This is a genomic window from Aestuariivita sp. (assembly GCF_021404545.1).
GTDB lineage: Bacteria > Pseudomonadota > Alphaproteobacteria > Rhodobacterales > Rhodobacteraceae > Aestuariivita.
In genome coordinates this window covers 97,064-115,072 of the sequence record NZ_JAAWWD010000036.1, presented here as the reverse complement: position 1 = coordinate 115,072, position 18,009 = coordinate 97,064, and the positions used below count along the sequence as shown (strand labels likewise).

The window sequence follows — 18,009 nt, the reverse complement described above, 5'->3', positions numbered from 1 at the left end:
CGCTACAAACGGCGCAACCGCAGCGAGATCATGTTCGGCAGGCTCAAGGATTGGCGTCGGGTCGCTACTCGCTACGACAGGTGCCCAAAGGTCTTCCTCTCAGCCATCGCTCTCGCTGCGACCGTCATCTATTGGCAATGAGTCCTGACCCTAGCCCGCCCTCATTGCTCTCGTCGGCGGCATAGCGCACGCCGACCACGAAATCGTCGCCGACGCGGTCGCGAACGGTCGCGCAAACCTCCAGCAGGAAGCGCGCCCTGTTTTCAAGCGGACCGCCATACGCGTCCTGGCGCACGTTCGACAAGGGAGACAGGAACTGACCCAGAAGATGGGTTGTCGCCAGGATCTCGCACCCGTCGAGCACGCCCTCACGGCAGCGCCAGGCCGCATCGGCGAAGGCCTCGGTCACGCGGGCGATATCGTGGCGGTCCATCTCGTAGGGGACCGAATGGTGCGCCGGATCGCGCAGCGCACTCGGCCCCATGGTCGGCAACCAGTTGCCAGAGTTCCAGGAGGTGCGGCGCCCCATATGGGTGATCTGGCACATCAGCCCGGCGCCGTAGCCGTGGATGCGCAGCGCGAAATCTTAGAACACCGGGATGATCGCGTCGTCGCCGACATAGATCTGGCCGTAGATCGAGCCGGAGTCCGGGCTCACATTCGGCGAGCCGCCAAACATGGTCAGGCCGATGCCACCCCTGGCCTTTCCCTCTTGATAGGCCTGGTAGCGCGTGCCCGGCATACCGCCTTCCGCATAACCAGGCGCGTGTGCTGTCGACATCGCCCGGTTGCGAAACCGCCGTCCGCGGATCTCGATGGGAGAGAGCAGATGACGGTAGCGGCTCATATGCGTTCCTCCACGCGCTGGGGATCTGTCGGCGCGACACGCACGCCATGGCGCAGGATCCGGGGAACGTGCCAAGGACGCACGAAGACGCGGCGCGGGATCGGCGCGAAACGCGACAGCGGCGTGTCGGTCCGGGTGCGCGCGTCCTCGATATGGCCTGCGATGAGAAGATCGTCGTCTTGCTTGCTGCCGTCCTTTGTGGCGGTGAAGCCGACTTTGGCGCGTTGGTCCTTCGTCATGACGCTCTCCTGAGATTTGCGACAATGTCGCGGGCGCGGAACATCACGTCCGCCGCAGGCAGGAACCAGGGGTGCCCATGGTGCCAGGGGCGCGTTGGGAAAAGGGTCTTACGGAACGCGGTCTCGCCCTCGGCGTCGCCCAGAATGGCGCAGGCCGCCTTGTGGCCGAGCCAGGGCGCCATGGCGTTGCCGCTGCCCGAATAGCCCATCGCATGCCAGATGCCGTCCAATTGCCCGACATGCGGCAGGAAACTGAAGGTGAACCCCGTTCGGCCACTCCAGACGTGGCTGATCTCGGCCTCGCCAAGGTCGGGAAACACCCTTCTGAGCAATGACCGCAGCTCATTGGCAGCGAACCAGCCGGGCATCTGGAACATCGCCGCGCGGCCACCAAAGAGGATCCGCCGTCCGTCGGGCGAGGGGCGGTAATAACAGTGGCGTTCCCGGCTCTCGGCCACCATGCGCCCCTTTGGAAAGAGCGTGGCGATCATTTCCGGCCGCATCGGCGCGCTCGCCATGACATAGCTGGGGATTGGAACAATGCGGCGCCGGGCCCAGGCCAGGGCGGCGTCCGTATAACCGTTGGTGGCGGCCAGAACAGTGCCACACCGAACACCCCCGCGCGGCGTGGTCACCACATGGCCCCTGCCGGATCGTGCCAGCGATGTGACCGGCGTATGGCCCTGCGCGACCGCCCCGGCCCGTATCGCCGCCGCCCTCAGCCCGGCAACCCACTTGGCCGGATCAAGGCCGCCATGGGTCGCGTAGACCGTGCCTCCGGCGTAAAGATCGGTGCCCGCTTCGGCGAACTGCGCGCGCCTCGGCACCATCCATGCGTCGATCTCGATCAGGGCTTGCAGGCGCTCAAGACCACGGGCGGCGCTGTCATACTCCTTGGACGTCCAGAGCCCGCGAAACCGGCCCGTCTCTGCATAGTCGCAGTCGATCCCCTCGCGCTCCATCAGGTCCAGCGCATAGCGGCGCGATTGCACATGCGCCTCGCGCAGCAGCCGCGTTGCGGTGGCGTGTCCGAACTGGGCCTCCATGGCATCGACCGAAAGGCGGTGCCCGCCGCCGATCATGCCGCCATTACGGCTGGACGCGCCTTCACCGGGGGCCCGCGCGTCGAGGGTCAGGACCGACTTGCCCCGCCCCGCCAGTGTCAGCGCGGCCGACAAACCGGTGAGCCCCGCACCGATGACGACGACATCCACCTCGACGGGCAACGGCGTCTGGGGTGGTGAGGTCGGCGCTCCGGCAGCGCTCCACCAATAGGGAACGCGCTGGGCGGTCATCCGTCGCTCTCTCTACGCGCCGACTGGCCTATCGTACGCCCGGCAACGCCCTGTCTGAGCGTCCATGCGGCATCGCTGTCGAAATCGTCCAGAGGGTGAAAGAACAGCGGCTCGGCGCCGTCCAGGGACCGCAACCGCGTGGCCCATGCGTCGAGGATGCCCACACGCCCGGCGTCGCCGACCTTGCTGGGTGCCGCAGCCATGAACGGCGGCAACACGTCGAAACCGACGCAATTCAGGATGCCGTTCTGAAGCGGCCAGAGGATAACGTCGGCATCGCCATAAAGCCCCGCAGGCCCATAGGTTTCCGGCGCGCCGCCGGTCGTGAAGGCCAACATGGCGCGACGCCCCCTGAACCGGCCCTTGCTGAACATGCCGATCTCCCCGCCATAGATCCGGCCGACCGCAAAGACCCGGTCGACCCAGCCCTTCAGGATCGCCGGAAAGCCGAACCACCACATCGGGAATTGCAGGATCAACAGATCGACCGCTTCGAGCTTGGCAATCTCGGCAGCAAGATCAGGGGCGAAGCCGTGATCGAGGCCCGCCGCGTTGGTTTGTTCGGCGGCGTATTTCAGATAATCGGCATCCGCACGCTGCACGAAGTCGCGGCCATCGGCCGCCGCCTTGAAATCCTGCGCATAAAGATCCGAGACCTCGACACGCCAGCCCTGGGCTGTCAGCGTTTCGACCGCGACGTGCTTCATTGCGGCGTTGAAGGAGTGTGGTTCGGGATGGGCATAGACGATCAGGGCTTGCATGGTCCGTTCTTTCAACTTCGTCGTGTCTCAGATTTCGGCGTCGCCGATCTCATGGCTGCGTCGTGCGATATGAGCTTCCATCGCCTCGCGCCGGTCCTCGGGCAGGGCGGGTGGGGTGTAGCCCTCAAGCAGCTCTTTCCACTTGGCGTTGACGCGGGCCGCGGCGTCGGGCGCGCCGTCTTTCTGCCAGAACTCATAGGCCCGCCAGTCGGCGATCATCGGCAGGTGCATCGCGTTGCGATAGCGGCTCATCGTGTGGTCGCAGCCCAGGAAATGGCCGCCCGGGCCAACCTCGGCAATCGTGGCCACCGCTTCTTCGGTATCGCTGAAATCGATCCCGCCGCGCAGGGCCCCCATCATGCCGATCATTTCGGCATCGAGGATGGACTTTTCGAACCCCGTCGTGAGCCCGCCTTCCATCCAGCCGACCGAATGATAGACCATATGCGCGCCCGACAGCATCACCGCCCAGAGCGAGAACATCGTCTCCCAGGCGGATTGCGCGTCCGGCGCATTCGAGGTGGATCCCAGCATCGAGCGCTGTGGCAAGCGATAGCGGCGCGCCATCTGCCCGGCGGCGAGGGCACCGGTGACCGTTTCCGGCACGCCCATCGCAGGCGCGCCCGACTTCATGTCGATGGGCGTCGACAGAACGCCATATAGGCAGCGCGCACCGGGCGCGACCATCTGCAGAAAAGCGATGACACCGATGGCCTCGGCGTTGCACTGGATGATTGAACCCGACAGGCTGATCGGAGACATCGCACCCGAAAAGGCGACAGGCGAGACGACGTTGACCTGCCCGTTCAGCGCCAGTGCCATTGCGCCCTCGATCAGCGGTGCGTCCACGACGAGAGGCGAATTCACGTTGATCGAGGCGTGCAGGCAGAGGGTCAGGCGCAGGTCTTCGCGTGAGATGCCCCGCGCCAGCGCGGCCATGTCGAGGCTGTCCTCGACTCGCGTCCGACCGATCGCATAGATCAGAACGAGCTTGTCCGACAAGATGTACCACGACAGGGCGATGCTCAGGTGGCGCGTATTGACCGGCGTGTCGATTGGCTCCACCGCGTGCCCGGAATGGAACGCGCAGGCCGCCAGCATCTGGTGCAGCCGAACGAGATCCTTGAAATCGGCGTTGGTGCCCGGGCGGCGCCCTCGGTCCATATCGATGACATTGGGGGCCGAGGAGGCCGAGCCGAAATGGATGTGCCCATCGCCTATACTCAGGTCGTTCCTGGGGTCGGGTGCATGCAGGGTGAACCTCTCCGGCGCGTGGGCCAGAAACGCCTCGACCACCTCGGGCGGAAACCGGACCTGGCCCGTGTCCCGGTCCACCCGGCAGCCTTTGCGTTCGAGGATCGGCCAAGTCTCAGGCGAGAGGAAGCGCAGCCCGACCTCGCTCGGGAGGCGCCGCGACATGGCATGGACATGCGCTTCCTGCTCTTGCGTCATCACATCGATGGGGTCGTAGGGATTGCGGATCTGCCTGACGGAGGGTTCCGGCGCGGACGCGGCCTTATGCGCGCTTCGGTTGCGGCCGCCCTTGCGCGCTGTGCGTTTAACCGGCCCCTGCACGTTACCCATACCCGCTGCCCCTCATGCTCCGATACGCTCAAGGATAGCGATGCGCGGGACGTGGGGAAGGTAGGGGAAGTCAGTAACAGACATAACGTTTTTGATATGCCCATGGCGTATTCTTGATGGAGCATGGCCATTGTTGCTCCGCCATGGCCTTGCCGTCGACGCGGAACAAATGGCGTGGAATACCGCTACAGATCAATGCTTTGAAGGAGTTTTCCAAGTGGTTTGAGGCCGCGCACAGAGGGCTGTCGCGCAGCACTCAGGCGGTCATTGATTGCAGCATTGTGATACGCTTGCCGGGGCGTGCCAGCGCCAGCAGTAGCGGGGTTTGGCCTTTTGGAACTGCAGTTGAGCATGGCCTCGTCGAATTGGCCTTGGTCGACACCAAGAGGCCGAAGATGCCGGAAGCCGTAAATGCAACGCTGAAGAAACGCTGGCCGGACAGACGAAGGAAATGGTCACTCTGAAAGAGATGATCGCAGAAATGTATGGTCCGTCATCGTCTTGCCAGGATGATGGAGGTGACGGGTCGGCTTGTATACATGTATCCGCTGTTCAGGAAGTCGATTTTGTCAGCCAAGCCTTGATGAGATCCGCACCCCGGGGTCCAGATTGTGCCCTCCGGGATCAAGTCCCTCATCTTTTTGCGCGTCGCCTATGCGTTGATCTTCTTCGAGGCGAGGGACCCCATGCACCAGATCACGATGTATCCTGGTCTTGTCACCGCGCCGCCCGCCCATCCAGGGAATGGATCTCGCGCCATCTCCTCAGCCCAGATGGGCAAAGCCAAACGGCCAAACTAAGCTCTGCGCAGCCCCCTTGCAGCGCGCCGAAAGCAACAGTCGGTTTCAAAGACACGGTCAATCATACAAAAAGATGCCCCCGGGCAAGACCGGGGACACCGCTCTCTCCTGACCGAACAGGACTAGCGAAAGCGCACCGTCTCGAACTTGCCGTCCCTGACGATAACCTGGCGATAGTTGCCTGCGGATTCACCCGGACCGATCAGCTCGACCGAGGACGCGCCGACATAGTCGATCTCGCCCCCGTCCTTGAGGATTTGCAGCGCCTTGGCCAGTTCTCCGGGATAGATCCGTTCACCCGGCGCGTTGGCCACCTCGAATACATGATCCTTGAGCGCACCGCTCTGGGAAGACCCAGCGGCCTGCATCGCAAGCAGGATGAGGGCCGCGGCATCATAGCTTTCGGGTGTGAACGGAGAGGTACCGTCAAAACCCGCCGCTTCGGCCAGATCGGCAAAGATATTGGTGCCGGGGCTGTCGGTGCCCGCGACTTGCCCGAACGAGCCGTTGAGCGCCTCGCCGATGGTCAGGATGTTGTCGCCGATCATACCGCCGGGCAACACGAACCGATCCCAGGCACCGGTGTCAAGCGACGCCTCGATAATGCCGCGCCCGCCCTGGTCGAGATAACCCGCAACCACCAGGATATCGCCGCCCGCAGAGGCCAGCGTAGCCACCTCGGCGGAATAGTCGGCCTTGCCATCCTCGTGACTGATAAAGGCGGTAACCTCGCCTCCTGCCGCCTCGAACGCGGTGCGGAACGCATCGGCCAGCCCCTTGCCGTAATCGTTATTGGTATAGGTCAGCGCGACCGACTGGATGCCTTCCTCCTTCAGGATATCGGTCATCACCTGACCTTCGCGGGCATCCGACGGGGCGGTGCGGAAGAAAAGGCCATTGTCTTCGGCCATCGACAGGCCCGGAGAGGTGGCCGAGGGAGAGATCATCACGATGCCATTGGCAACCGCCACGTTTTGCAGGATCGCCCCGGTCACACCGGAACAATCCGCGCCTACGATCGCGTTCACCCGATCCGCCGTGACCAGACGTTCAGCGGCAGCGGTGGCCGCGGCGGAATCGATACAGGTGGAATCGCCGCGCACAGAAGTCACGCTCGCCCCTTCCAGCAGCAGACCCGATGCGGTGACCTCCTGCATCGCCATTTCAGCGCCGGCGGCCATGGGCAACGTCAGGGATTCGATCGGGCCGGTAAAGCCATAGATGATCCCCAATTTGATATCCTCTGCGATGGCGGCGGGTGCCAGCAAACCGGCAACCACGCTTGCAGCCAATAGCGTCTTCATGTGAACCTCCCGTTCGGTTTTTTAGGGTCTCAGCTTAGGCAAAGGCCGGACGTTAGGTAAAGCATTCTACATGGGGTGGACCGGTTCTGACACGAAATATGTGTGAGAATGCATGTTTTCTGGCACTGCCGCCAAGCCCGGAAAGACCCGCCCGACGCGTCCGTGCGCCGGGGGCGCAGGATCAACGACCGCGTATGTTCCGCTCCATCAGGCGCTGATAAAGGCGGGGCGAAAGGCTGTTGATCCACCAGGCCAACCGGGCCACGCGCCCGACAGGGATGAAGGCGCGCGCCTTCTCCAACCCTCTCAGGATAGCCTTTGCGGCCTCCTGGGGCGACATCTCGTCGACACCGTCCGATGCCGATCCGGGCCGGGCGATCCCGTTGGGCTGACGCTGGGGATTGCCGGGATTGGTGGCCACGAAACTGGGGGCGGCAATCAGGGTGCGGACCCCGTGTACAGCCTCTTCGGATCTCAGCGAGGCAAAGAACCCCTCCATCGCGTGTTTAGAGGCGGCATAGGCGGTGCGGTGGTAAAGCGGTGCAAAGCCCGCAACCGAGCTGATCGCCAGATGCGTGCCCCGGCTCGCGCGGATCGGGGCGACCATCTCGCGCGCCAGGTTGACGGCGGCGAAATAGTTGACCTCGAACACCCGGCGATGGGTGGGATCGTCGGTGTCAGCAAAACCGCCGATATGGGTGATGCCCGCGTTGTAGATCACCAGATCGATGGACGGGCGCGCGGCAATCGCCGTTTTCGCAGCATGTGCCAAGGCCGTGGCATCCGTCAGGTCGACCTTTATCGGTGTCTGCCGGTCGTCGGCGGCCAGCCCGGCAATGTCGATATCCATCAAGACGGTGTGCCAGCCCTGCCCATGCAAGCGCCGGGCCAGCGCCCGTCCCAACCCGCCATTGCCGCCCGTGATCAGCGCGCTCTTCATAGGCCCGCCGCCTTGCGCCAGTGATCGAAAACCTGGGCAGAGGTCATCTGTGGCACATAACCAAACACCTCCTTGAGCGCATCATTGGCCAGAACCGGGCGGTACTGCAGAAACCGCACCTGCTCGGGCCCATAGCGCGACAGACCGAATGGGCGCGCCACCGCCAACGCGGATTTCAGTGCCCAGCCGGGCAGTCGCAGCACAGGTTTACCCAGCGCGCGCGCCAGATCATCGACGCAGAGCGCGCCATCACCGGCCACGTTGAAGATACCGGCAGGTCCGTCTGTCGCCGCGCGGTGCAGGATACGTGCCAGGTCCTGCGTCCAGATAAAGACAAAGGGGCTGTCACTGCCCGCAATCGCCAAAAGGCGCTTCTTGAGAAAAAGCGCGGTGATCTGGTTCCGGGTTCCGGCCCCCAGTACGGTGCCCACACGCAAGATCACCTGTTCAAGCTGCGGATGTGTGGCACGCGCCTTGGCCAGCATCTCTTCGACCCGGCGTTTGTGATCGGCATATGGAAACTCAGGGTTTCCCCGGCATGGATCGGTTTCGCGCAAGGGCACCGGATTGTCGGGGTGATAGCCATAAGCCGCGCCAGAGCTGGTGACCACCAACCGCCGGACGCCATGCGCGAGACAGGCCTCCAGCACGTTGCGGGTGCCTGTCACATCCACGGCATAGGCCGCCTCCCGCCCCATCCCAGGCGGCGGTGTCACGATGGAGGCCAGATGCACAACCACCTCGGGCCTGACCTTGCCGATCACACGGTCTGGATCGGTGCCGGTCACGTCCATGCGGTGAAACGGGATTTCCTCGGGCAGATCGGCCCGCGCCAGATCCGTGGCCACGGCCTGCGGCAGTTCCGCCAGAAGCGCGCGCCCGACCATCCCGGCGGCACCGGTTACCAGAACGCGGCTCATCGCGCGGCCTCGGTCCGCGACATCACACGGGCCAGCGCGATACCCGAAATCGCATGCCAGATACCCCAGAATGCGGCCACCACGGCCATGCCGCCCAAACCGCCGAAGAAACCGAAGATAAGCACCAGACCCAGACCGGAGTTCTGGATGCCCGTCTCGATGGTGATCGCACGCCGGTCAAAGGGGGAGAGGCGCGCAAGGGTCGCCGAAAGGTATCCGCCGCCCAGCGCCAGCGCGTTGTGGATCACCACATAGCCCGCCACGATCCCTGCGAAGGACAGGAAAAACGCCCAGTTGGCCGCCAACGCCAGCAGGATAAACGCCACGAAGATCCCCATCGACAGCCATTGCAGCGGCATCCGGATCCGAAACGCCAGCGACGGGCGCCGCACGTTCAGCGTGATCCCCAGGATCAGCGGCAACACCAGCATGAAGGTCACCGTGATCGCGACTGAAACCGGGTCGATCTGCGTGGCCTGCAAGATCGCCTGTGTCGGCGGATACATCCCACCCCAAAAGGCGATGTTGAGCGGCGTCAGCAGAATCGCCCCCACGGTCGCAAAGGCCGTCATCGACACCGAAAGTGCTGCGTTCCCGCCCGCCCGATGGGTGATGAAGTTCGAGATATTGCCCCCCGGACAGGCCGCCACCAAGATCAGACCCAAAGCGATCGAGGCTTGCGGCTCCAGCACCAGGATCATCGCGAATGTCAACGCTGGCAACAGCAGGAACTGACTGAACAGCCCCACCAACAGGGCCCGGGGCGCGCGCATCAAGGCACGGAAATCCCGCGGTTTGAGGTCAATCGCGATGGAAAACATCACAATCGCCAGAATACCGTTCAAAAGCATCAAGGAGGCGGGGCTGAAGTTCAGCACAACCTCATCGATCATCCCTCCGCGCCTTTCAGAGCGTCGATCCACTTGCCGACCGTTCCGCGATAGGTCGCCTTGTCGACGTAATAGGCCATGCGCGGCAGGTCGAGGTATTTGACCCCGCCGGTGGCCCGCGCATAGCCCCCCGCCTTTTCGTGGTGCAGCGCTTTGGCTGCCCGAGTGCCAGCCCGCAACCCTTTGATGTAACGCACGACCATTTCGGCCTGCTCATGGCGGCCCTGCCAGCCGAGCCCGCTCGCCTCGATCATGCCCAGGACAAAGAGATCGTCGCGCTCAGGGTGCATCGCATTGAGAAAGAGATGCGGTGCGGAGCCTTGCCAGTTGAGCAGGCTCTGGTCGATGAACGGATAGTGCAGCTTGTAGCCGGTCGCGGCCAGAATCATGTCATATTCCGACCGACTGCCATCGGTGAATTCCACCGAATGCCCGTCAATCCGCGCGATATCGGGGCGGATGCGCAGATCGCCATGACCTGCGTGATAGAGCACCAGCGAGTTCACGATGGGATGGCTCTCGTAAAGCCGGTGATCGGGGTTAGGAAACCCGTATTTCTGCGGATTGCCCACGAACCATTTCAGGATCATGCCGTCGATCTTGCGCTTGATCGACATCGGCAGCTTGATCATCCCGCCCAGCGTGTCGGCGGGTTTGCCAAAGACGTATTTGGGCACGAAGTGATAGCCGCGCCGCATCGACAGATCGCAGCTTTGCCCGTGATGGATGGCATCCACTGCGATATCGCAGCCGGAATTGCCGGCCCCGACCACCAGAACCCGCTTGCCGTCGAACTGGCGCGGATCCTTATAGGCGCTTGCATGGATCAGCTCGCCATCGAACTGGCCGGGGAAATCGGGCATGTTCGGCTCGCTCAGCGTGCCATTGGCGATCATGACCCCAGCAAAGGTGCCCTCGCCTTCGCCATCGGCATTGCGCCAGCGCAGCTGCCAGCCTTCACCATCGCCGCCAAGTGGGGTGCAGGACATAACCTCTGTCCCGAACATATAGCGGCGATAGAGGTCGAAATTCCGGGCGAAGTCCCGAAAATACTGCCGCAACTCCCGGTGCGACGGGTACTCGGCCACCTCCTCCCCCATCGGGAAATCGGCAAATTCCGTCATCCGTTTGGAGGAGATCAGATGCGCGCTTTGATACATGGTCGAGCGCGGCGCCTCGATGTCCCACAGCCCGCCCACATCGGAGTGCAGCTCGAACCCCTGAAACGGAATGTCGTTCTCGGACAAGAGTTTGGCCGCGGCCAGTCCCATCGGTCCTGCACCGATCAGGGCGAACGTCTTGGATGTGTCTGCCATGTCTCCTCCCAAAGCTCGGCTGACTTAGGTTGAACAATCGTTCAAAATAAGGCAAGATGTTTTTCATGACCACTGTTCCCCTTACCCGGCAACGCGCCCCCTCCAAACGGTCTCTTGAGACGGTCGCGCGCATTCTGGACGCGTCCGAGACGGTGTTTGCCCGTGGCGGTTTTGACGGCGCATCGCTGCGCGATATCGCGGCGGAGGCGGGTGTCCAGGTGGGGCTTGTCCACCACCATGGCGGCGGCAAGGCGGAACTTTTTCACAAGACCGTCGCCCGGCGGGCCGAGGCGCTGTCACACGCCCGGCGGGAGGCGCTGGCGGCAGCCAAGGCGGCAGGCCCGCTGGATCTGCGCGCGGTCCTGACCGCGTTTCTCGCGCCTTATCTGAGGCTGGCCCGCACCGGCACCCATTGGCTGAACTACGCGCGGCTGGTGGCCTATGTTTCCGTCGATCCGCGCTGGCGCGGGATCTGTGCGGAATGTTTCGACCCCACCGCGGAGGTGTTTCTCGACGAGATTTCCACGCTGCTGCCGGACACACCACGCCCGGTTCTGGCGGCAGGGTTCATCTTTGCCGTCTCATCCATGCTGGCTTTGGTGACAACCCAATGGCGGGTGGAGGCCTTGGGCAGCGATACGCTGGAGGCTGACATCCAGCTCGATCACCTGGTCCGCTATTGCGAGGCGGGGCTGCGCGCCACCGCCTGAGGCTCAGGCGACCTCATCGGCAAAGATCTGCGCCAGCGCGTTTTGCACCTGCACGCGCACCTCGTCGGTGGACCGGTCCAGATGAGCGCGCAGGACCGCTTTGGCGCCCGCGCCGTCCCGGCGCGATACCGCTTCGATCAATGCGTCATGTTCGGCCAGCGCACCCTGCCGCCTTGCCGCGCCTTCCAGATTGATGCGGCGCACGAACCGGATGCGATCGTTGATATTGGTGAGATAGTGCAGGCGTGCCGCATTGCCCGAAAGGGCCGCGAGGGCCTGATGAAACTGTTCGTCTCGGTCCACCAGCGCATCGAGATCGGCGGCAATTGGCGCCTCTTCCGACCACGTGGCGACAAAGCCCGCAATCGCATCATCGCTCGCCCCGGCCATCGCATCGGACAGCGCACCCAGCTCCAGATCGCGGCGGACGGCATAAAGATCGGCCATTTCGCTCACGCTGAACCGCCGCGAAAAGAACCCCCGCCCCGGCACGAAGCTGACGAACCCGTCGGCGATCAGGCGGTTGAGCGCCTCGCGCACCGGAGCACGGCTCATCGACAGGCCCGACGCAATCTCGCTTTCATTGAGCCGGTTGCCCGGCTTAACCTCGAACGCCACCAACTGCGCCCGCAGATGGGCATAGGCCAGATCGACCGTGTTTTCCCTGGATTTTGCCATGTCGACCCCCCTTTGTGTGATACCGCGATCTTGACTCACCCCGCCAGCGCCGTCAATTCTGTCGGCAATTCTGTCGACAATTTGCAAGCAGGGATCGCCATGGCCACAATGGATGACACCCGGACCGCCGAGGCCCGCCTGACCGAGGCCGAGATTGCCGCCTATCGCGACACGGGATGGATCGTTCCGAAATGGGAGATCCCGCAGGACCTGATCGCGCGGATGCGTGTCGAATATGACGAGCTGCTGGAGCGGAACCCGCAACTGGAGTCCGACATCATTCTGGCGCCGCACCAAACCAATGGCGGCTCGATGGGGGTGATCGGGTCCGAGGCTTGGCTGGACTTTGCCACTCAGCCCGAGCTGATCGAGATCGCGCGCCAGCTCATTGGCGACGACATCATCCTTTGGGGCACGACGCTCTTCGGCAAACCCGCCCATAACGGCAAGGAGACGCCCTGGCATCAGGACGGAGAATACTACCCCATCCGCCCACTGGAGACGCTGACCATGTGGATCCCGCTGGACGATGTGACCCCGGAAAACGGACCGATGAAATTCATTCCCGGATCGCATAAGGCCCATAAACTCTTCAGCCATTCCTGGAAGGGTGACGAGGGGCGCACCATCGGTCTGGTTACCGATAAAGATCAGTTCGACGAAAGCCTGGCCGAGCCGCTGATCATCCGCGCAGGCCAGGTGTCGTTTCACGATGTCTATATGATCCATGGCTCGGACGCGAACCGCACCGACAAACGCCGCGCGGCCTTTATCGTTCGGATGATGCCCGCGAACTCGCTTTACGATCACGCGCTGGGGGCCGAGATCGGCAAGAAACATCCCGCGCAGGGCTATGGCGTGCGACCGCTCTATCTGGTCAGCGGGCAGGACCGGGCGGGCAACAACTTCTCCATCGGCCATGAGAACTGAGAGCGCGGCGGGCCTACAGTTTTTTGAGTTTAACTTGAGGCATCTATCATCACTTTTGGCGTTCGACCGAAGGGAGAGGCAGCGACAAAGGGGATCAAGTCTTACTCGAAACGCTTTAGGTGCCCCCGCGCAGACGGTGCAGCACCACCTCACAGGCCCCGCGCCAGGCCTCAGGGACCTGTGCCCCCTCCAGATGGATCAGCCCGGCCTCTGTAATACCGCCGGGGGTGGTGAGACCGGTCAGGATATCGACCATCGGCGCGTCGGTTTCGGCCATCATGCGCCCGGCGGCGACAAAGGTGCGCGACACCAGCGCGCGGGCGGTGTCCGGATCCAGCCCCGCCTCCTCGGACCAGATCACCCCGTCGCGGATCAGCGCCTGCGCCCAGCCATAGATCGCGGCGCTCACGGTGCCAGCCTCGAACTGGTCTTCGGTTTGCAACGGCAAGGTCGTTCCGATGGCTGCCAGCAACGGATCCACCGCCGGGACATGCGGGTAAACGAGCGTCGGGCTGGCCCCCAGTTCGGACGCGGTGAGCGGCATGATACGTACGATCTTCACCGGATCCGCGACAGCGCTCAGGGTTTTGATCGGCACGCCTGCACAGGCGCTGATCAGCGTCTGATCCACACCCCAGGGCAGCCCCGCCACCGCGTAGGCAGCATCGCCCGGGCGCACGGCGAGCAGGACGACCTTGCACCGTTGCACGATCTCGGCGCTGTCGTTTGCCAGCGCAAATCCATGCCGTTCGGCCAGATCCGGCCCCTGCCCGCGCGGCGACAGCAGGATATCCTGCGCCGCCCAGCCCGCCCGCAGACATCCCCGCAACAGCGAAGCCGCCAGATGTCCGACACCGATGATCCCGATCCGCATGTTCCGCCCCCGCGTTGCCCCTGCCGCCGCCCCGGTCTACCTTGCCCTGCATCCCGGTCAACCCTGACCGAACCCCTGCGCCACGCAAGCGCCCGTCGCCCCAGCACCTTCGAGAGACCATGACCAGACCGCCTCGCCCCCTGATCGCCCCTGAGATGACACCTGGCGACCAACTGTTGGAGGCCGGGCGCCGCATGGCCACGGACTGGACGCTGGGCCGCAACCTCTTTCTGACGACCGAAGATGTCGCCTCCGAAGCGGCTTACAAGCGCCGGTGCAGCGCCGAAGGCCGGATCATGCAGCACGCCCATATCGGCTTTCGCAGTGTCGAGCGGACAATCGGCGCCATGGCCGAGCTGCATGAAAGCGCCTTGGCAGAGGGCGTGCGGATCGACCGGTTCGGCATCACGCTGGATTGGTCGATGGGCTATCCGCTGGACCGGCGCAAGGACGGGGTCCGGGGCACCGGCATCGTGCTGAATGGGCCCGAGGATTTCGCGCGCATCACCCATGCCAGCCCCGCTGCGGCCCATTTCGGAGACTTCATGCTGGGCCTGCCCGGTGCGCTCGACAACACCCGTGCCGCGCTGGCGGCAGGCGCCACGGCGATTGGCAATATGGGCCAGTACTTCACCTTTCGCCTGCCGCATTGGGATGACGACGTGGCCACGACCGAAGCGACGGTGACCGCGCTGGGCCTGATCGCGGCACAAAAGGCCGATATTCTGGTTCACTCCAACCTCGATGACGGGTTTGCGGGGTTGTTCGTCGATATGACATCGGCCTTTGGCATGATGCTGGTCGAGAAACACATCGTCGAGGATCTGATCGGCGCGCAGGCCTCGTTCTGTTTCGGGCACCACTTTTCGGCGCCGCTAACGCGGGCTGCGTTTCATGCCGCGCTGGCACGGGCGACCGACACGCCCGGCACGATGATCTTTGGCAATACCGTATCCTATCAGGGCCATGCGGCCGCGAATTACGCCAGCCTCGCCAGCTACCTTCTGGCCGATATCGCCGCGTTAGGCCGCGCGCCGACGGGCCACGCGATCAACCCCGTGCCGGTGACGGAAAACCTGCGCATCCCGGATGTGGATGAGATCCTGGAGGCCCAGCGTTTTGCCGCGCGGCTGGTCCAGCACGCACCGGGCCACCGCGATCTGCAAGACACAAGGCTGATCGACGCGCTGGCCGACCGGCTGATCGAGGGGGGTCGGAAGTTTGCGCGCCGTGTGCTGGCAGGGCTGGCCGAGCGGGGCGTCGATACAGCCGATCCTGCGGCATTGATGCTGGCGATCCGCCGAATCGGTGCGCGCGGAATGGAGGCGCTGTGGGGTTTGGGCACGGAAGAGGTCGAGGCGCGCCGCCCCCTGATCCCCGCCGACTGGGCCGAAGAGCTGGAGGAGATGGCCCAGGGCTGGCTTGCCCGGCAAACCGATCTGCCTGCCGATCTCAGCGGTGTGACAATCGCGCTGGGCACCACGGATGTGCATGAACATGGCGCCTTTCTGGTCGCCCGCGTCCTGCGGCAGTTGAACGTTCAGGTCATCGACATGGGCAGTTCGGTCGATGCCGACGATCTGGTCGCATCCGCGCTGGAAGCACAGGCGGATGCCATCGCGGTCAGCACCTATAACGGCGTCGGCCTGCGCTATGGGCGCGAGGTGATCGGTGCGCTCAAGGCCCACGGCGCGGATTTGCCCGTAATGATCGGCGGCAAGCTGAACGAAATCCCTGAGGAGTCGAATTCTGGCCTGCCCGTCGATGTCTCGGACGAGATCAGATCGGCTGGCGCGATCCCGTGTGCCGATCTGGATGATATGGTGCCGATCCTGCGCCGCTGCGCCACCCGGATCTGAGGGGCGGCGCCAGATCAAGATGAAATCAGACACAAAGAGGGATGGCACGCCAGATATAATGGGGAACACGGTCGCGTTCCGGCGGCATTGCGTATCACCGGCAATCTCCAACAGTGTCGCTACCGCGCCGTTTGCGTAACCTGCATCGGCGCGAAAAGTATTCAAGCTGTGCACGATTGATCTCCTGGGCATGCCGCTTGGTGATGACATCGATCACGCGCCCATCCCGACATTGAAAGACCTGTGCGGCGGGCGGTGGGCAATCGAAAAGACGACCCCCAATCACTGTGTGGCGAGCAGGCCAATCAGGGGCTTCTGGCGCTCTGGAGCGGGATGAACGGAACGGTAGTCCCCGTCAGCCCGGTCGAGGTGCCGACGGCGTTCGCCGCTGCAATCGCCGCCATTGGCGCAATGATCCCCAATCGATCCTGATGATCGTTCTGGCGGATGTCGGCGCGATCTCGGTCGGCGCCCTTTCTTGGCGGAGGGATCGTACCCACCATCGTGATCGGGGCCGCAACACCATCTGTCGGCGCCGCCTTGATCATCACAGGTGCCGTCGCCGAAGTGCAACCGAACAGAGGTCGCTGCGGCGAAGCTGCGTTATCTGACAACTCTCTTTGCCTTGCTGCCCCCTGCCCCGATAGCACACGGTGTTTGCAGTGGTATTGAGCGCAATGAGGGTCATCGGCCTCACCAACGGCAGGACACTCAGGTCTGGGAAAACCGGCCGACCGTCTTCAGCCATATCTGGCTGGCTTTGCTCGCGCCGGATTGGACTGTCCGCGACAAGGATCATTGCGCGCTGGATCCGCACCGGTGCCGACTGGCGCTGGAAAGGGTCCGGCCATAGGCCGCGGATATAGCGAGGATGTGGCTCTTTGACGGCAAGGTTGGAGCGGACCAAAACCGTCGCAGGCCGCCGTTACGTCCAGGCCGGCCCGCGACGTGCCAGCCGCCGCACACGCGCACGAACCTCGTCCCGGATCGGACCGTTGCGCGGCGCGTCCCTGAGCGTGGTGAACCAGGTTTCGGGCGGCGTCCTGCCGCGACGGTTGCCCTCAAACCTCAGGCCGCGCAAGACCGCTTCCGCCGATCTCGGCAGGTGATCGGGGATATCGTACCTGTTCAGTATGCCCCACACGCCTGTCCAGAGCCGACCGACCGTCCAGGGGTTGTAGCCACCCCCACCCAGGACCAGAAATCGCGGCGCGATCCCCATCAATCCGTGCACGATGCGCCAATGGGCGTTGTTGGAGAGCGACAGATGCGCGAGCGGGTCCTCCTCCACCGCGTCGGCGCCACATTGCAGAACCACCGCCTGAGGCCGGAAGTTCGCGACGCTTGGCAGGATCAGTGCCTCGCGGATCAGTGCCATCTCATCGTCATTCAGCCCGCGCGGGACCGGCAGGTTCAGCGCATTGCCACCCGCGTCATCCTCCAGCAAGCCGGTGCGCGGCCAGAGCCCCTCTTCATGGACCGAAATCATCAGAAGATCCGGATCGCCGCCAAAACCGACCTCGACCCCGTCGGGATGATGCGCGTCGATATCCACATAGGCGATGCGCCGCACGCCCCGCGCCCGCAGGCTCAGCATCGCCAGCACTGGATCGTTGAGATAGCAAAACCCGTTGGCCCGATCCGGCATGCCGTGATGGGTGCCACCCGCCGGATTATAGACGATGCCGGGTTTGGCCAAAAGCTCCCCGGCCAGGATGGACCCGCCCGCAGCAGTCGAGGGGCGCCGGAAGACCTCGGGGAAGACCGGGTTGGAAACGGTTCCGATGTGAAATTGCGCCCTCTCCTCGGCGCTCACGCTTTGGCGCGCCTCGGCGCGTTGCAGTGCTGCGACATAGTCGGGCCCATGCCAGTTCACCAGAGCCGCCGGTTTGGCACGGGGCGAAGTGATGAACTGCGCCGCGGGCAGCCAGCCCAGCGCCCGCGCAAGGTCCATCACGGTCGATACACGCGGCACACGCAACGGATGCCAGCCGCCATAGCTGGAATGGCGATAGATCTCTGAGCCGATGAAACGCGGTGTCATACCCAGTCAGATAGCCTG

The 18,009-nt window shown here is 63.8% G+C and carries 19 protein-coding genes; 4 read left to right on the top strand and 15 right to left on the bottom strand.

Annotated features, from left to right (window positions below):
* The coding region (locus HEP69_RS12065; RefSeq protein WP_366111366.1) for a transposase at positions 1-141 on the top strand (141 nt) is incomplete at its 5' end.
* On the opposite strand, the gene HEP69_RS12060 is transcribed toward HEP69_RS12065, so the two are convergent.
* From HEP69_RS12060 to HEP69_RS12010, 11 genes are all read right to left on the bottom strand, one after another.
* Positions 125-571 carry a hypothetical protein gene (locus HEP69_RS12060; RefSeq protein WP_290558786.1) on the bottom strand — a complete coding sequence of 149 codons (447 nt, stop codon included), beginning with the start codon at positions 569-571 and terminating at the stop codon, positions 125-127. The genes HEP69_RS12065 and HEP69_RS12060 overlap by 17 nt on opposite strands.
* 15 nt (positions 572-586) lie before the next feature.
* Positions 587-847 (bottom strand): hypothetical protein, encoded by a 261-nt coding sequence (locus tag HEP69_RS12055; RefSeq protein ID WP_290558782.1) that lies wholly within the window; start codon positions 845-847, stop codon positions 587-589.
* Entirely contained in the window at positions 844-1,086 is a 243-nt protein-coding gene (locus HEP69_RS12050) for a hypothetical protein (protein WP_290558781.1), read from the bottom strand. The genes HEP69_RS12055 and HEP69_RS12050 overlap by 4 nt, the downstream gene beginning before the upstream one ends.
* Positions 1,083-2,381, bottom strand: coding sequence for an FAD-binding oxidoreductase (locus HEP69_RS12045; protein WP_290558780.1), 1,299 nt, complete (start codon positions 2,379-2,381; stop codon positions 1,083-1,085). The genes HEP69_RS12050 and HEP69_RS12045 overlap by 4 nt, the downstream gene beginning before the upstream one ends.
* Positions 2,378-3,142 (bottom strand): NAD(P)H-dependent oxidoreductase, encoded by a 765-nt coding sequence (locus tag HEP69_RS12040; RefSeq protein WP_290558779.1) that lies wholly within the window; start codon positions 3,140-3,142, stop codon positions 2,378-2,380. Before HEP69_RS12040 ends, HEP69_RS12045 begins: the two co-directional genes overlap by 4 nt.
* 27 nt (positions 3,143-3,169) lie before the next feature.
* A complete protein-coding gene (locus HEP69_RS12035) occupies positions 3,170-4,726 on the bottom strand; it encodes a trimethylamine methyltransferase family protein (protein ID WP_290558778.1) in 1,557 nt (518 codons plus the stop codon).
* A gap of 922 nt (positions 4,727-5,648) precedes the next feature.
* Positions 5,649-6,830 carry an ABC transporter substrate-binding protein gene (locus HEP69_RS12030; RefSeq protein ID WP_290558777.1) on the bottom strand — a complete coding sequence of 394 codons (1,182 nt, stop codon included), beginning with the start codon at positions 6,828-6,830 and terminating at the stop codon, positions 5,649-5,651.
* A gap of 181 nt (positions 6,831-7,011) precedes the next feature.
* Positions 7,012-7,770: an SDR family NAD(P)-dependent oxidoreductase gene (locus HEP69_RS12025; protein WP_290558776.1), complete on the bottom strand. Its 759-nt coding sequence runs from the start codon at positions 7,768-7,770 to the stop codon at positions 7,012-7,014.
* Positions 7,767-8,690: an SDR family oxidoreductase gene (locus HEP69_RS12020; protein WP_290558775.1), complete on the bottom strand. Its 924-nt coding sequence runs from the start codon at positions 8,688-8,690 to the stop codon at positions 7,767-7,769. The genes HEP69_RS12025 and HEP69_RS12020 overlap by 4 nt, the downstream gene beginning before the upstream one ends.
* Positions 8,687-9,583, bottom strand: a complete 897-nt coding sequence (locus tag HEP69_RS12015; RefSeq protein ID WP_290558774.1) for a bile acid:sodium symporter family protein — start codon at positions 9,581-9,583, stop codon at positions 8,687-8,689. Before HEP69_RS12015 ends, HEP69_RS12020 begins: the two co-directional genes overlap by 4 nt.
* Positions 9,580-10,896, bottom strand: coding sequence for an NAD(P)-binding domain-containing protein (locus HEP69_RS12010; protein WP_290558773.1), 1,317 nt, complete (start codon positions 10,894-10,896; stop codon positions 9,580-9,582). The genes HEP69_RS12015 and HEP69_RS12010 overlap by 4 nt, the downstream gene beginning before the upstream one ends.
* A 65-nt stretch (positions 10,897-10,961) precedes the next feature.
* Between HEP69_RS12010 and HEP69_RS12005 the strand changes: the two genes are divergently transcribed.
* Complete coding sequence (locus HEP69_RS12005) at positions 10,962-11,606, top strand: TetR/AcrR family transcriptional regulator (RefSeq protein WP_290558772.1); 645 nt, start codon at positions 10,962-10,964, stop codon at positions 11,604-11,606.
* 3 nt (positions 11,607-11,609) lie between these two features.
* On the opposite strand, the gene HEP69_RS12000 is transcribed toward HEP69_RS12005, so the two are convergent.
* On the bottom strand, positions 11,610-12,284 hold the full coding sequence (locus HEP69_RS12000; RefSeq protein WP_290558771.1) for a GntR family transcriptional regulator: 675 nt from the start codon (positions 12,282-12,284) through the stop codon (positions 11,610-11,612).
* A 99-nt stretch (positions 12,285-12,383) separates the two neighbouring features.
* Between HEP69_RS12000 and HEP69_RS11995 the strand changes: the two genes are divergently transcribed.
* Positions 12,384-13,214 carry a phytanoyl-CoA dioxygenase family protein gene (locus HEP69_RS11995; RefSeq protein ID WP_290558770.1) on the top strand — a complete coding sequence of 277 codons (831 nt, stop codon included), beginning with the start codon at positions 12,384-12,386 and terminating at the stop codon, positions 13,212-13,214.
* A gap of 115 nt (positions 13,215-13,329) precedes the next feature.
* Here HEP69_RS11995 and HEP69_RS11990 read toward each other — a convergent pair whose 3' ends face one another.
* Entirely contained in the window at positions 13,330-14,088 is a 759-nt protein-coding gene (locus HEP69_RS11990) for a pyrroline-5-carboxylate reductase dimerization domain-containing protein (protein WP_290558769.1), read from the bottom strand.
* A 119-nt stretch (positions 14,089-14,207) separates the two neighbouring features.
* Here HEP69_RS11990 and HEP69_RS11985 point away from each other — a divergent pair, with 119 nt between their 5' ends.
* A complete protein-coding gene (locus HEP69_RS11985; RefSeq protein WP_290558768.1) occupies positions 14,208-15,947 on the top strand; it encodes a cobalamin-dependent protein in 1,740 nt (579 codons plus the stop codon).
* A 305-nt stretch (positions 15,948-16,252) separates the two neighbouring features.
* Here the strand turns inward: HEP69_RS11985 and HEP69_RS11980 are convergent, their stop codons facing one another.
* The gene (locus HEP69_RS11980; RefSeq protein ID WP_290558767.1) at positions 16,253-16,495 is read right to left on the bottom strand and encodes a hypothetical protein; all 243 of its coding nucleotides are present in this window, start codon (positions 16,493-16,495) and stop codon (positions 16,253-16,255) included.
* Between the two features lie 377 nt (positions 16,496-16,872).
* Positions 16,873-17,991 carry an acetoin utilization protein AcuC gene (locus tag HEP69_RS11975; RefSeq protein ID WP_290558766.1) on the bottom strand — a complete coding sequence of 373 codons (1,119 nt, stop codon included), beginning with the start codon at positions 17,989-17,991 and terminating at the stop codon, positions 16,873-16,875.
* Positions 17,992-18,009: the final 18 nt, after the last annotated feature.